The sequence below is a fragment of the Flavobacterium sp. WV_118_3 genome, assembly GCF_039778605.1.
Lineage (GTDB): Bacteria > Bacteroidota > Bacteroidia > Flavobacteriales > Flavobacteriaceae > Flavobacterium.
The window spans coordinates 1,696,761-1,710,717 of the sequence record NZ_CP156060.1 but is presented as its reverse complement, the minus strand read 5'-3'; the positions used below and the strand labels follow the sequence as shown (position 1 = coordinate 1,710,717).

Sequence of the window (13,957 nt, the reverse complement as noted above, 5' to 3'; positions counted from 1 at the left end):
AAAGAGAAAAGAGAAAAGAGAAAAGAATGGCGGTACCAACAGATAAAACAGTTTTGATCAATGCAATACAAATCAATTACGGAAAACTTAAAAAAGAACTGATTACAATTCCCGTTGAATTGACGGTTAGTAAAGAATTGGAAGGGCATTCCAAAGGAACCCAAATGAGTCTTCACAATCTGGTTGCTTATCTGGTAGGATGGGGCGAACTGGTTTTAAAATGGAATCAGAAAATGGATGCTGGTGAAGCCGTTGATTTCCCGGAAACCGGTTATAAATGGAACGAGTTGGGAAAACTGGCACAGCAATTTTATAGCGATTATGAGCAGGTTGATTGGACTGTGTTGCTTCAGCAACTGGATCAAATGGTTAATCGGATTTTGGAGCTAATCGAGTGTAAAACAAATACGGAACTTTACGAACAAAGCTGGTATGGAAAATGGACGCTTGGCCGAATGATACAATTCAATACGGCTTCACCCTATACCAATGCCAGCGGACGAATCCGAAAATGGAAAACAGCGCGTAAGTTGTCATAAAAAAGGAGGGAGATAACCCAAACTCCCTCCATACTTATGAAATAGAAATTACCCCGCCATCTCGTTTACTTCCTTAGGAAGGACCGATCTGTGCGTGATGTTGTTGTAAATTTTGGTTAGCAATTCGGCGATAAACGTCGGACGCGCATATTCCGTATAATCGAGATAAAGGATATTTGGAAAATAACCGTTTGTATTAGGTTGTAGATACGACATAACCCGACCAAGATTACTATTGGCTTCTTTGGCGAACAACCAAACACCGGTTGGCGGTGTTAACGTCCACGATAGCAGAAAAAGGTCGCAAGGGGTTTGTGAAAACTCCTGACATTCCCAACTACTATTTTTTTGTTTGCTACAACATTGCCCGTTAAAAGCATTGAATTTTTGCAGCTGATCGGTTTTCATAGTATTATAACGCATCGTATTGGAATAAATATCAAAAACAGTCAGATCGCCTAGATTTGCCGTACTATCCTGCCAGTCGCGGTAGACCCAGAAGCCGTCTTTTGGTTGATCGGTTACTGCCCAGTCTCCGTCGATTACCACTAAAATTTGTCCGCTTTCTTTTAGGTAGGTTCCCATCGGAATATCGGCCAATCGTTGGTATCCTTCAGGAATAGAACGAAACAACCACGGCCCGATGGTGTCATTGATCATTGTTTTTAACTGCTCGTAAATGGCAGGTGTAAACGTATCGAAATGCGAAAATTTAAGGATAGCCAGTTCGCGATGGCCTTCTTCATAAAAAAGCTTTACGTCATTTAAGACTTCCTGTACCGAAGGTCCGGCAAGACCATGATAAATATTCAGATTTTTATCCGGTCGCAAGTCAAAATAACGCACGCCGGCTTGTAATTGTTGATAGAGGTCGAGATCCTGCGTTTTGCCAAGTGTTTCCAAGCCATGGGTGTACATTCCGGCATCGTGACTCGCCGGGAAAACCATTTTTTTAAACGGAAGATCCTGTGTTAAGGGGAGTAAGTTCCTCATAAAATCGGCGGTATTCATTAATCGGGACAGGGAATACCATAATCCAAAAGAAAGTCCTTCGCTGGCATGTACCTGTACGGCAACTTGTCCGCTGGATGAAATCGCGGCTTTCGGAGTCGAACCGGAATCGAAGTTTGTTGCTTCCGACCATAAGATTGACGTACCGTTTATCACACCGGACATTTGCCATAGTCCTGATATACCCTGCGATTCGTGTACTTCGATAATACGGCCGTCATCGGTAATTGCTATACTCGGATTACTACCATCCTGATACGGAATGCTATTGCTCCAATTGATAGAATCACCGTTGATGTGACCCACTCTGTAGTGTAATTTAGCTGCACTTTCGGATTGATGCACTTCAACAACCCATCCGGAGTTGGTAATGGCAACCGAAGGCTTACTACCTTTTTCATAGCTGCGACTCTTTCCCCAACTAATGGTTTTGCCATTGAGTTTTCCAACACGGTAATAAAGGACATCATGGGATTGCGATTTGTGAACTTCCACCAACACTCCATAATCATTTATTGCGATGTTGGGTTGGACGCCGGTATCGTATTTTTCATCTTCTCCCCACCATTCGATGGTAGAACCGTTAACAAATCCGACTTTAGCATACATCGAATGCGTAAGGATGTTACTGGTTTCGTGTACTTCGACCACAATGTTTTTATTGTTAAGAGCAACCGACGGAAAAAAACCGTCGCTATAAGGAGTGCTTTTTCCCCATTCGATAGTTGCTTTATTGATCAAACCGATATGGTACCACATTTTCCCGGAACTTTCCGAATTGTGTACTTCGATACTGATCTGTTCGTTGGTTGCGATGGAGTTATAGCGACCACTATCGTAATTGTTGGCCAATCCGAATTGAATACTTTCCATACTGTTACAAATTAAGTTGAGATAGGTTTGGGACCTGCATCTCAAAGATCGGATTAATTTTGTAACGTTGTATGGATGAAATTACCTGTTTTTCAGATAATTGGGTTAAATCATAGGAAGTTCTTCCACACTGATGATGTTATTCTGGATGGCATAAATCACCAGTCCGGCTATGTTTTTGGCACCGGTTTTAACAAAAAGATTGTTTTTATGGCCTTCAACAGTTCGGGCGGTAATAAAAAGCGCATCACCAATTTCTTTAGCTGTTTTCTGTTGACTGATCAGGCGTAATACATCGATTTCGCGTTTGGAAAGTTCAGTACCGTTGTCAAAAATTGACTTTTGGTTTGTTTTGGAAGCTGCCTGTTCCCGAATAGCTTCCATTTGATCTTCCATAAAAAAGATTCCTTTTTGATGGACAATCGGAATGATTTCGGCCAGTAAAATAGGGGAAACTCCTTTTGGAAGAAAGGCCGAAGCACCGGTTTTTAGCATAAAGTTCATAAACGACCGCTGGTAATGCGACGACACGATAATCACCTTGATATCCGGAAAATGGTTTTTAAGATGACGGGTGACTTCAACACCATCCATACCTTTCATTTTCAGATCCAGTAATAAGACATCGGGAAATTCGGTGGCTCTTTCGAGGTACGACAGCAAAACGTCACCACTTTCGGCGGTGTAGACCACTTCGAATCCCGGCTGCATACTCAGGAAGTTTTCCAGTAGTTTTACAATTAAACCATCATCGTCTGTTATGGCAATTCGAATGGTACTCATATCAGGTCTTTATAATCTTCAAGTAATAGTAAAGCCGAGGTTCCTTTGCGAAGCGGTTTGATACTGTGTTTACCGTTTAGGTAAAGCATCCGTAGCTCAATGTTTTGTAGTCCGAGTCCTTTTTTATTCTGATTCGGATCAAAACCTTTACCGTCATCTTTCACCAAAAGGCAAAGCAATCGATCACTTTGTCGCAGGTGAACAGTAATTACGGAAGCACCGGCATGTTTGTAAATATTGGTAATCAATTCCTGTAAAACACGGGTAAACTGAATTTTAATACTATTGGGTAACGTAACATCAGTACGTACATCATGATAAAAGTCGACCGCAATGTTTTTTTTCCAGGGGGTAATAATTCCGTCAATTAATTCACACAAAGATATGAATTCTAACATAGGTGGACTCAAATCGTGTGAAATTCTTCGCGCATCGGCTATACTTTCACTTAATAAATAGTCCATTTCGTCACTATTGTAATCCAGTTGGTGCTTTAATTTAAGCGAAGTGAGTTTTCCGATAAGCGAATCATGCAAATCGGCAGCAATACGCGTACGTTCCTGTTCCTGAACCAAAATACCGTTTTCAAGTAGTTTTTTTTGATGCTCCAGCTTTAAACGGGATTCTTCCAACTGGGCTTCCGTCATTTGCTTAAAGTTGAGATAGGCAAGCCGTATAAACGAAAAAACCAGTATGGAAACCACTGTAATCGCAATGATAATCCATAACATAATGGTTTTGGGGTCTAACCATTTTTCCATATTTCCCAGTTTATAAAAGCATAAAAAATAAGTGTAACGACCAGATTAGCCATCCAGAAATAAAACTTAAGTCCGGAACTTACATTGATCAGGAAGTTAATGGGCAGAAAAAACAAAAGGTGTAATGAAAAAAAGAGTAAAATGGCGGCATTAAGCCGTAATTCTTCCTTTTGCGTAGTTTTGTATTTTCCTACTTTCTGGAAAAAATAAGCCAGTGCAAATAATATGATTACAAAGGCATCCATAACTTTGGAATAGGACTGGAATTGTTGAGGAGCGATGGTACGTAATGAAAAAAGCTCCCAGACAATAAATCCACTGGCAACAAGCGTAAGCGAAAAAAGAGTTCTGCTTTTCTTTTCAAAAAAGCAGAACTGGTATAAAATTGTAAAAATGATCAGTTCTAATAAACTGAACATAATGATGAATATCAGGTTGTTTCCAAACAAATGACCGTAAAGGCGGCTGCTAAGATCCGTGCAGAGTGCCACACCGATGTAGAGCAACAGCATTTTATGAGAAAGGGCGAGCGATTTGTAACGATACATGCCAATCCCAATCCCGGTGAGCAGAAGCGCCGGTGATAAATACGTCAGATAGTCCAGAAACTGATAAAACGTCATATATTAGTTTTCGGCCAATTGTAATAAATAGAAATCACCTTCCAAAGGAGCAAATGGTGGAACCGGTCGTACCGTATCATAGTACACCGATTTTTTAAGTTCTTTATCCACGATAACCAAATCGGCTATATAACCGGAAACAGCTGCAGTACTGGCTCTAAGTGCAAAATCCGCATCATATGGAATCGCTACTTTTTCTTTGATATAATCGGTTGGAATGGCAAAAGCCTGGAAAATACCTTCCGGTGCATCGATTTGAACCGAAACCCATTCTTTTACGTTATTATCCCAGTTGTCAATTCGTTCTTGTGCCTCTTTTTCAGGAAGCTCCTGTCCTCCGTTGCCCATTCCAATATTTACCGGAGTAGCGTTAATATGCGCATCGATATCGGCAACTGCTTTCGAATCCGGGGAATCAAATTCCGAAGGGATCAAAAAGAAATATAAGTGGTTCTCGTAGATACCCGGATACGCATGCAGGTATTTTGAAGTCCCTTTGTCGGCACATTCAAAAGAGAAATATCGAGCGGTACTTAAATAGAAAGTTGCTAATTCACGGTCTTTACGGACTTTGTTCCACTCACGGATTCCATCCAGAATGTCTTGTAGAGGTAATTTCATAATTCAGGCTTTTTTGAGTTAATATCAAATGATTGATTCGTTCAAAATTAGATTTTTGAGACTAAAAAAACAAATAATATCGCGGGTAAGTTAGAATACTTTAACAAGATAATTTTTAAGATAAAGTAAAGAAGGGATAACCGCTTTAACACCAACCGCTAAAGCAACCGTTACAATTTTATTTTTGTTTTCCGGAAAGGCTGAAAACACTAGTAAATACAGACTTTTTTTAAGGCGATTACGCAAATCCTTTTTGAATTTTGCCGGATTGTTGCTACTTTGCAGTAGGAATCTTTTTAAAAATAATGTCCATGCTCATTTATTCTTTTCCTTCCGTATCGGAAACCAACGCCCGGATATTGATTTTAGGAACCATGCCCGGTGTTGCTTCTTTAATGGCAGAAGAATATTATGGCAATGCCCGGAATCATTTTTGGAAATTGATGTTTACCATTTTTGAAACTTCTTTTTCTAATGATTATGCCACCAAAAAAGCATTGTTGTTGCAAAATAAAGTTGCGCTATGGGACGTATTGCAGGCTTGTAAAAGAGAAGGAAGTCTGGATAGTGCGATCGAGCAGGAAGTACCTAATGATTTTAATGATTTTTTAGAAAAACATCCTGAAATCACGCATATTTTCTTTAACGGACAAAAAGCAGCTGCATATTTTAAAAAATATGTAAAAACAACCAAAGCCTATCATTTACAGGTATTGCCATCGACTAGCCCTGCGAATGCCGGTAAAGGTTTTGAAGCCAAATTAACCGAATGGAAAGGGATACGAATACCGTTAGGATTATAAAAGCAACATACGATACAATCAAAAAAGACTACCTATTCTGGCAGTCTTTTTTAGTATAAATATAAATTGTAAGATTAATTTCTTCGGCTCATCAGGATACGTAATACATACCAGAATAAAAGCATTACGGATGAAAATAATTGTAATGCAGCACCCACATATTGTTGCGTACCGTATTGATTTTTAATTTGATGCGTTTGGTAAAGAATACTGGCAGAAGCCAAAATCACCATTCCGACAGAAAACCATAATCCGAGATTAAATCCGAATAAGGCTCCGGCAACGATTAAACCCAGTGAAATAAAACCACCAATAATAATGGCCGTTCTAAGGAACGAGAAATCGGCTCGGGTAAAAAATACCACAGCGGTCAATCCGGAAAACATAAACAGGGTAATGATTGCAGCCTGAGTGATCAACTCGGCACTATTAGTAAGCGCTACAGCAATTACAATCATCGGAAGGAAAATAATAGCTTCCAGAATTACATACAATCCCAGTCCTAAATATTGTTGCTCGCGCGACGGGTTAAAACTCATTTTTTCGGATAGGGTGGTTCCCAACCAAAAAAGTCCGATGATAAACAACCATACGAATTTTCCGCCAACCATTGCAGCTATCCATTCCATGGGAACGGTATGAATTAAAATCGTTTCTACAATAATAAAAGCAAGAATGGCAATTGCCACGTGTAGATAGGTTTTTTTGTAGAAAGTAGCTTTTTCCAGTTCGGAAGCGTAAGCGACAATAGTGTTTTCGGATTGCATATTTAGGTATTAAGGTTTTACAAAACAAATATAATCTTTTTTTTAAATTATCCCGATTATAGGAAATATCCTGGCCCGTTTAAAGGCGTCGCTTCCAAAACGGCGAATCGGTCCAACGTTGTTCCTGTCGGTATTGGTTGTGCAACATGGCAACCGATTTATTAAAAAGTGCCATTTGTTTCGAGAGGTAATCGCTGGCAGCAGTTCCGTCGCCATGGCGTAAACCGGTAATGGCTTTGGCAGCGGCATAACCGGCTGTTAGTGCATTGGTAATACCAAATGAGGTCAGTGGATCATAGGAACACAACGCATCACCAGCCGCGAGCCATCGGTTGCCACCGGGAACTTCCAACAGGGAAGTAGAAGCGGTTTTAATTCCGGAATGCATCAGGTTATCAAAAGCATTTTCTGAAACTAAAGCCGAAAAATGCCGCGTTTGTTGTATTTTCTGTCGCAACCAGTCTTTGAGTAGTTCTGGTTTGACCATATGCAGGTCACTGTCCGACATAAAATTGACTACAGTTTTACCATCGTTGACCGGAGCCATGTACCACCAGCCATCAGCAACCGATTCGATATAGGTCATTCCTTTTAAAACGGTTTCCGGTTTTGGAATCATAAAATGATAGGAAACCAGATTATCCAATGTTGTTCTTTTTACACCGGATTTTTTGGCTACAATACTGGCTCTTCCACTGCAATCGAGAATAAAATCGGTTTCGATTACGGTAAAATTTCCGGCAGGAGAAAGACATTCCAGAAACATCTTGTCGGGAGTTTCGGTAATATTTTTGATCTGATAATTAAGAAATAAAGAAATACCGCGTTCAATGGCCGTTTCGAGTAACTGATTTTCAAAGACCACACGGTTTAGGTGTAATCCGTTACCATAGGGTTCATTTAAGAAATAACGTTGGCGGGGCATAGTATCGCCCCACACAACGTTATTACCTACATATGTATTGTGAAAACCGGAAGCTGCTATCTTGTGAAGTCCGAGTTTGTCCAGGATAAAGTTGGCACCCGGCGCTAAAGATTCCCCAGGTTTAAAAACGTTTTCCCGACGATAGTCGATAACGGCACAGGTTACGGATTCTTTTTGTAAGGTCAATGCTGCGGCCAATCCGGCCGGGCCAGCTCCCACAATAACAACGGGTATGTAATATCGGTTTTTTATAATTCGTGACGTTTTAACGGTTGACTTTCACGCGGCGCTTCTTCGGCCATTAATCCTCTTGCGGTAACGATCGGATCTTGTTCGGCATGACGTACCTGTACCAATGTCGGATCAGTACCGGTCGGACCTTTGCGGTCGGTTTCCACCCATAAGGCTTCCGGAAGGAATTGGGACGGATTTTCCAGATCATGTCTGGTAATGATACCCAGTTGATGCCATTTGGCAACCATATTGTTAATACGGGTCACATAGGTAGTGGTGAAATCACGCATCCAGTCCACACGATAGGAGAAATGTTTTAATTTTTGACCGTCGCTGGTTGTGGAAACATTCAAACGATCAAAACTATCTTTCGAAAGTACGGTATTCGGAACCCTAACCGACCAGAATGACGGTAACGGAAGGTATAAGGTTAGGTCATATCCGGAAAGACAACTCGCTTCGTCGGTTTGCCACGGAACACCCAACCAGCGGGTGACCGATCCCGGACCACTTCCGTCCAGCGGACCATTAGGCGACAGTGCAATTTCGGAGGTTAGCATACCACCGTAATCGTCGCGAACACCGGAATCTTCCGGAAGGACTTTTAATCGGTATGGTTCACTCCACATCATCAGGTGACGGAATGGCCATGTAATTTCAATTCCCGGGTGGAAAGGGCCGCCCAGGCATTCTTCCAATGGCGCTTGTAATAACGCCAACACTTGTGAACGCACGGGTAATTCGTCAAAGACAACTGGTTTCCGGGGCTCTCCGGTTGTAAAATCCCCTTCGGCCCAACGGCGCAGCATGTCGTATTGCGTATCGGTTACCGCCAGATCTACAGCGGGAAGATCGTTGTAGTCGCCAAATAAATCGCCATAGTGCGGTGGAATTTTGGCCGGTTCGTATACCGTCGAATTCCGGTCGCGGAACCATTCGAAAACACGTCTGCGTTCGGCTTCATGAGCCGGGTCCGGACTTTCCAGCTGGGCAATAAATTCCGGATTTTCAAAATCGCTAGGCGAATTGGTTCCAAACAACATAAAAAAGCCTTCGTTTACCCATTGCGTACTACTCATACGGGATAGTATCGGATAAATATCCCGGTAAAAGATAATCTTTTCTTTAGGAGGGAACCAGCCTTCGCGGATGTATAAATCGTCAACCACATCCAGCATACTCACTACCGGAAACAAACCTTGTCCGAAGTTGGGAGGCGTACAAACCACAATAGAAGGTTTCGCCTCGAAGGTTTGTCCGCCAATGGTAACGGTTGCTCTTACGGTACCGTCGGAAGTATCGTCGTGCCAGTCGTCGTTATTGGCAAATGTAATGGCTTTTATTCCCAATCGGGATTCGCTTTTTCCATCACCACCAAAAAACAACAAACGTCCTTTATCGTCGGTACGGATTTCGCCCAGGGATACTTTTTTATCGTAGAATTTCCCGGAGTCAAAGTGATATTTTGGTCCGGATATGTTTTTTCCGCTAATGGTTCGCGGTCCGGGATCGATCACCAGTTGATTCCGATCCGGATCGGGAACAGCGCCATTACGTTTGGTACTCGGAATGCTGTATTTGCCCAAATCCAGGGCATTATTAAACTGATACCAGGCGGCTTTTCGGTTGGCCACGTGTACCCGCCATTCAATATTCACATTGTCAGTATCGGTATTGATTTCGCCCAGGGGTTCGTTATTTTCGTCCAGGGCATAAATACGAAATCGCGGCACCTGTTTTTTGAACAAGTTGTCGTTATCTTTAAAACCGCCTTCCGCTACGGGAGCCACACCCGGTAAATCGGAAGCCAGATAATATTCTTTTGAATTTCCGATGCGCGCCACACCGATGGCCGGGTAGATTGCTACACTTTTTATTGAGTTGATATCCATAGCACTATTTTATTTAAGGTTAAGGGGTCTTGGCGTATTTGGTTCTACGACCGGAACACCATTTTTAAAACGTCTCAATTCGGCACCGGCTTCATATACTACTTTACGGGCAGCACTGATACTACCTTGCGGTTCGTGTACTTTTAAAGTACGCCATGGGTTAAACGACAGGTTTTCGCCATATTCGGCCTGTCCCTGATTGGTAATGTCCTGTTTTTGAATTACAAGAGTGGCAATATGTACCGGTTCGGATTCCGTTTCGCTCCAGGGTGTCATGGCTTTATCCAAAGGCATTGTTTCCGGGTTGGTTTGAAACTGTACCATAAAATTAAATTGCGCTTCACCCATATTGAGGCGGGCTTGTAAATCGGCCTGTAGGTAATCGGAAGTATTTTGCGATGGCGGCACACCGAATGGCGGTCCGATCGGTTCCAGTTTATATTTTACAAAGCGATCGCCAAAAGCATAGGGTAGTCCGCTCCAGTAAGGAGTTGTCAGGCAGCTATCTACGGCTTTAGCCATTTCGTCCAGAATTTTTTGTGTTTCCGGGTGGTCTTTCAGATAGAGATCATAATTGTGATCTACGACACCGGCTTTCGTGAATTTGCACATTTCGGTGGCATTGTCTACAAAAAAGACATTCATATTTTGCAATAGAAAATCGGCAGTGGTTGCGTGTTTACTGGATTCCAGCAATTTTTCACCCGGAACATCAAAAAGTTTGATTCCGATTCCGACAGTCGATTTCATATCCGGAGCATGCGGCTGTGTATCGCTCGAAAAGCGAACCCAGGCACTAAAACGCTCGTGCGCAAAAATCCCAACTTTATACTGTTCCGGTAATCCCGGTACCATAATAAAATCGGCTTTGGCCACACCATGAGGTTTTAAAAATACAGCACGTCGCACCGGACATTGCCCGGCCATAATACGGTTGCCCATAGTACTGTCGATAAACATTTTCTTGAGGGAAGCAGTCGGATTAGTTTCGCAATCCATAGCCGCTTTGTGGGGTAGGTCATTTTGCATGGTAGTTTGTTTGGTGGTTTGTTATTGCAATTTAAAAAACCAGAATTGTTAAAATTCAGGTAGTACTACGTGATTTTTAGATAAAAAAAATAAAATGTTATACTTTGAGAAAAGCAATTGTTTTTAATGTGGAATTGTTTAAAATAAATAGCGTACTAAAAAAATATAAATAAAACTTGTATTTATGTGTTTTTTATGTACATTTACGTTAATTACAATTCACGTGATTACTACCAATATTATTACAGTTACAGTTAGTAGCATTATCGCAGTTAGCGCTGGTGCAGGAAGGGTATAGTAGTAATATAAAAGATGAATCATACAAAGCCGTTCCGATTTTGGGGCGGCTTTTTTTATTTTTAAATGTATACTAAATGAAACCAGAAGTTACACATACAATTTCAAACACTATTATACTCTTGCTATCGTGAGTAGGAAGCTATATATCATATTTGTATATGATTCAGGCCCTTCTCACATCGAGAGGGGCTTTTTTTTGAACGAAATTTAAAAAGTATTTACTATGTATTATGACAACGACACCATTATCTATTTCGACGGAAACTTTGTAAAAGCCACAGAAGCTAAAACCGATCTTTACGGACAATCGCTTCATTACGGGTATGCTGTATTCGAAGGTATAAAATCGTATAAAACCCCAAATGGCACACAGATTTTTAAAGTTGCGGAGCATTACGACCGTTTGCGGTTTTCGGCCGAAACGATGCACATTCCGTTTTCGTATACTACTCCGGAATTGATTGAATTATCCTATGAAATACTCAAACAGAACAACTTTAGCGATGCTTATATACGCCCTTTGGTAATCAGTTCACCTAATATGGGACTTTCAAAAGCAAAAGAAAGTCAGCTGGTTATTGAAGCATGGGAATGGAATAATGGCTATCTGACCAACCAGTTACGGGTAATGACTTCATCGTATCGCCGACCTAATCCGGAAGCTTTTCATGTCAAAGCCAAAGTAAGTGGGCATTATGTTAATTCAATATTAGCTTGTCAGGAAGCCCGGGATAAGGGATTCGATGAAGCCTTATTGCTCGATAGCAATGGAAATGTTGCGGAAAGTTCCGGAGCGAACGTGTTTTTCGAAAGAAGCGGAATATTATTCACACCGCCAAAAGACAATATTCTTCCGGGAATAACCCGTGCTGTGGTTATTGAAATCAGTAAAAAACTGGAAATTCCGGTAGTGGAAAAATTTTTTAAACCGGAAATGATGAAAGGTGCTGATGCTGCTTTTTTTTGCGGTACGGCAGCCGAAATAGTCACGTTGGCTTCTTTGGATGACGTTCCGTTTTGCAAAAAATGGGGTGATACTTATAGTAATCAGATACAAAAAGCATACAACAGTCTGGTTTTAGGGAAAAGCATGGATGCGATTGGAAATAAAATAAAATGAAAAAAAATAAATATTCAGCGCTATTAACGCAAGGTGACAATTATCCGGCAGCCAAAGCCATGTTATACGGGATCGGTTTTACTGATGCTGATATGGACAAAGCACAGGTAGGGATTGTCAGTATGGGATATGATGGAAATCCGTGTAACAAGCACCTGAATGATCTGGCGCAACTCGTAAAAAAAGGAAGCTGGGAGGAAGGATTGGCCGGATTGGTTTTTAATACGATTGGTGTGAGTGACGGTATAAGCAACGGTACCGACGGCATGCGTTATTCACTGGTAAGCCGGGAAGTGATCGCCGACAGTATCGAAGCGGTATGTGGTGCTCAATATTACGATGGTTTGATTGCATTACCGGGTTGTGATAAAAACATGCCGGGGAGTATTATCGCCATGGGACGACTTAACCGACCGGCTTTGATGGTTTATGGCGGGACCATAGCACCGGGTTATTATAACGGAGAAAAACTAAATATTGTTTCGGCCTTTGAAGCGTTTGGAAAAAAAATCGCCGGGCAATTAAGTGAAGCAACGTATAATGGTATTATCAAAAATGCTTGCCCCGGACCCGGAGCCTGTGGCGGAATGTATACGGCCAATACGATGGCTTCGGCAATAGAAGCACTGGGCATGAGTCTGCCGTATTCGGCTTCCAATCCGGCGATGAGTTTCGAAAAGCGACAGGAGTGTCTGGATGCCGGATGGTATTTAAAAAGGCTCTTGGAACAGGATATTAAGCCAACAGATATTATGACCCGTAAAGCCTTTGAAAATGCAATGCGCCTAACGATCATTCTCGGCGGAAGTACCAATGCTGTATTGCATCTGATAGCCATGGCCAAAAGTGTAGGGATACTATTGACTCCGTATGATTTTCAGAAGATGAGCGATAAAACACCGGTTCTTGCCGATTTAAAGCCTAGTGGGACATATCTCATGCAGGATATACACGAACAGGGAGGAATACCGGCAGTAATGAAATATCTACTACGGGAAGGTTTGCTTCATGGGGATTGTCTTACCGTAACCGGAAAAACGGTAGCCGAAAATTTAGAACAGGTTAAAGGACTCGATTTTACCCGACAATCGATCATAAAACCGTTAACAGATCCGATTAAGGCCACCGGGCATTTAAGAATTTTATACGGCAATCTGGCTCAAAACGGAAGTGTTGCCAAAATCAGTGGAAAAGAAGGTACTTTTTTTAGCGGTCCGGCACGGGTTTTCGAAAGCGAAAAAGAACTGATTGCCAGTATTCAAAATGGAAAAATACACCATGGTGATGTGATTGTAATTCGCAACGAAGGACCAAAAGGTGCGCCGGGTATGCCGGAAATGCTAAAACCAACCAGTGCCTTAATCGGAGCCGGTTTCGGAAAAAGTGTTGCTTTATTAACAGATGGACGGTTTAGCGGAGGGACCCACGGTTTTGTTGTAGGGCATATTACCCCCGAAGCTTATGAAGGTGGATTGATCGCTTTTATTCAGGATGGCGACCGTATTGCTATAGATGCGGTTAATAATACACTGGAATTACAGGTTTCAGATAAAGAAATCGAAATCCGGAAACAACAATGGAAACAACCGAAATTAAAAGTCACAAAAGGATTGTTGTATAAATACGCATTAACGGTATCATCGGCCTCGGAGGGTTGTGTGACAGATGCATAAATT

Annotated in this window: 13 protein-coding genes; 4 read left to right on the top strand and 9 right to left on the bottom strand. The window is 41.7% G+C overall.

Annotated elements, in window-relative coordinates:
• Positions 1-26 precede the first annotated feature (26 nt).
• Positions 27-539: a ClbS/DfsB family four-helix bundle protein gene (locus tag ABFU83_RS07970; RefSeq protein WP_347069997.1), complete on the top strand. Its 513-nt coding sequence runs from the start codon at positions 27-29 to the stop codon at positions 537-539.
• 48 nt (positions 540-587) lie between these two features.
• Here ABFU83_RS07970 and ABFU83_RS07965 read toward each other — a convergent pair whose 3' ends face one another.
• The 5 genes from ABFU83_RS07965 to ABFU83_RS07945 all read right to left on the bottom strand — a co-directional run bounded on the left by ABFU83_RS07965 (position 588) and on the right by ABFU83_RS07945 (position 5,211).
• Positions 588-2,423 (bottom strand): hypothetical protein, encoded by a 1,836-nt coding sequence (locus tag ABFU83_RS07965; RefSeq protein WP_347069996.1) that lies wholly within the window; start codon positions 2,421-2,423, stop codon positions 588-590.
• Between the two features lie 105 nt (positions 2,424-2,528).
• Positions 2,529-3,206 carry a response regulator transcription factor gene (locus tag ABFU83_RS07960; RefSeq protein ID WP_347069995.1) on the bottom strand — a complete coding sequence of 226 codons (678 nt, stop codon included), beginning with the start codon at positions 3,204-3,206 and terminating at the stop codon, positions 2,529-2,531.
• Positions 3,203-3,967, bottom strand: a complete 765-nt coding sequence (locus ABFU83_RS07955; protein ID WP_347069994.1) for a histidine kinase — start codon at positions 3,965-3,967, stop codon at positions 3,203-3,205. The genes ABFU83_RS07960 and ABFU83_RS07955 overlap by 4 nt, the downstream gene beginning before the upstream one ends.
• Entirely contained in the window at positions 3,952-4,590 is a 639-nt protein-coding gene (locus ABFU83_RS07950; protein WP_347069993.1) for a hypothetical protein, read from the bottom strand. Before ABFU83_RS07950 ends, ABFU83_RS07955 begins: the two co-directional genes overlap by 16 nt.
• A 3-nt stretch (positions 4,591-4,593) precedes the next feature.
• Positions 4,594-5,211: a hypothetical protein gene (locus ABFU83_RS07945; protein ID WP_347069992.1), complete on the bottom strand. Its 618-nt coding sequence runs from the start codon at positions 5,209-5,211 to the stop codon at positions 4,594-4,596.
• A gap of 311 nt (positions 5,212-5,522) precedes the next feature.
• Here ABFU83_RS07945 and ABFU83_RS07940 point away from each other — a divergent pair, with 311 nt between their 5' ends.
• Positions 5,523-6,014 (top strand): DNA-deoxyinosine glycosylase, encoded by a 492-nt coding sequence (locus tag ABFU83_RS07940; protein WP_347069991.1) that lies wholly within the window; start codon positions 5,523-5,525, stop codon positions 6,012-6,014.
• A 74-nt stretch (positions 6,015-6,088) separates the two neighbouring features.
• On the opposite strand, the gene ABFU83_RS07935 is transcribed toward ABFU83_RS07940, so the two are convergent.
• The 4 genes from ABFU83_RS07935 to ABFU83_RS07920 all read right to left on the bottom strand — a co-directional run bounded on the left by ABFU83_RS07935 (position 6,089) and on the right by ABFU83_RS07920 (position 10,861).
• The gene (locus ABFU83_RS07935; RefSeq protein ID WP_347069990.1) at positions 6,089-6,781 is read right to left on the bottom strand and encodes a Bax inhibitor-1 family protein; all 693 of its coding nucleotides are present in this window, start codon (positions 6,779-6,781) and stop codon (positions 6,089-6,091) included.
• A gap of 79 nt (positions 6,782-6,860) precedes the next feature.
• Positions 6,861-7,925: an FAD-dependent monooxygenase gene (locus ABFU83_RS07930; protein ID WP_347069989.1), complete on the bottom strand. Its 1,065-nt coding sequence runs from the start codon at positions 7,923-7,925 to the stop codon at positions 6,861-6,863.
• A gap of 29 nt (positions 7,926-7,954) precedes the next feature.
• Complete coding sequence (locus tag ABFU83_RS07925; protein WP_347069988.1) at positions 7,955-9,832, bottom strand: LodA/GoxA family CTQ-dependent oxidase; 1,878 nt, start codon at positions 9,830-9,832, stop codon at positions 7,955-7,957.
• A gap of 9 nt (positions 9,833-9,841) precedes the next feature.
• Positions 9,842-10,861: a hypothetical protein gene (locus ABFU83_RS07920; RefSeq protein ID WP_347069987.1), complete on the bottom strand. Its 1,020-nt coding sequence runs from the start codon at positions 10,859-10,861 to the stop codon at positions 9,842-9,844.
• Positions 10,862-11,384: 523 nt separating this feature from the next.
• Here ABFU83_RS07920 and ABFU83_RS07915 point away from each other — a divergent pair.
• Together ABFU83_RS07915 and ilvD are read left to right on the top strand one after the other, a co-directional pair.
• Entirely contained in the window at positions 11,385-12,281 is an 897-nt protein-coding gene (locus ABFU83_RS07915; protein ID WP_347069986.1) for a branched-chain amino acid transaminase, read from the top strand.
• Positions 12,278-13,954: a dihydroxy-acid dehydratase gene (ilvD, locus tag ABFU83_RS07910; RefSeq protein WP_347069985.1), complete on the top strand. Its 1,677-nt coding sequence runs from the start codon at positions 12,278-12,280 to the stop codon at positions 13,952-13,954. Before ABFU83_RS07915 ends, ilvD begins: the two co-directional genes overlap by 4 nt.
• Positions 13,955-13,957: the final 3 nt, after the last annotated feature.

Bases quoted from the DNA above. Each gene is read 5' to 3' on its own strand.
- ABFU83_RS07915 (WP_347069986.1), top strand. From the start codon at position 11,385: ATGTATTATGACAACGACACCATTATCTATTTCGACGGAAACTTTGTA.
- ABFU83_RS07955 (WP_347069994.1), bottom strand. From the start codon at position 3,967: ATGGAAAAATGGTTAGACCCCAAAACCATTATGTTATGGATTATCATT.
- ABFU83_RS07935 (WP_347069990.1), bottom strand. From the start codon at position 6,781: ATGCAATCCGAAAACACTATTGTCGCTTACGCTTCCGAACTGGAAAAA.
- ABFU83_RS07920 (WP_347069987.1), bottom strand. From the start codon at position 10,861: ATGCAAAATGACCTACCCCACAAAGCGGCTATGGATTGCGAAACTAAT.
- ABFU83_RS07970 (WP_347069997.1), top strand. From the start codon at position 27: ATGGCGGTACCAACAGATAAAACAGTTTTGATCAATGCAATACAAATC.
- ABFU83_RS07950 (WP_347069993.1), bottom strand. From the start codon at position 4,590: ATGACGTTTTATCAGTTTCTGGACTATCTGACGTATTTATCACCGGCG.
- ABFU83_RS07945 (WP_347069992.1), bottom strand. From the start codon at position 5,211: ATGAAATTACCTCTACAAGACATTCTGGATGGAATCCGTGAGTGGAAC.
- ABFU83_RS07940 (WP_347069991.1), top strand. From the start codon at position 5,523: ATGCTCATTTATTCTTTTCCTTCCGTATCGGAAACCAACGCCCGGATA.
- ABFU83_RS07960 (WP_347069995.1), bottom strand. From the start codon at position 3,206: ATGAGTACCATTCGAATTGCCATAACAGACGATGATGGTTTAATTGTA.
- ilvD (WP_347069985.1), top strand. From the start codon at position 12,278: ATGAAAAAAAATAAATATTCAGCGCTATTAACGCAAGGTGACAATTAT.
- ABFU83_RS07965 (WP_347069996.1), bottom strand. From the start codon at position 2,423: ATGGAAAGTATTCAATTCGGATTGGCCAACAATTACGATAGTGGTCGC.
- ABFU83_RS07925 (WP_347069988.1), bottom strand. From the start codon at position 9,832: ATGGATATCAACTCAATAAAAAGTGTAGCAATCTACCCGGCCATCGGT.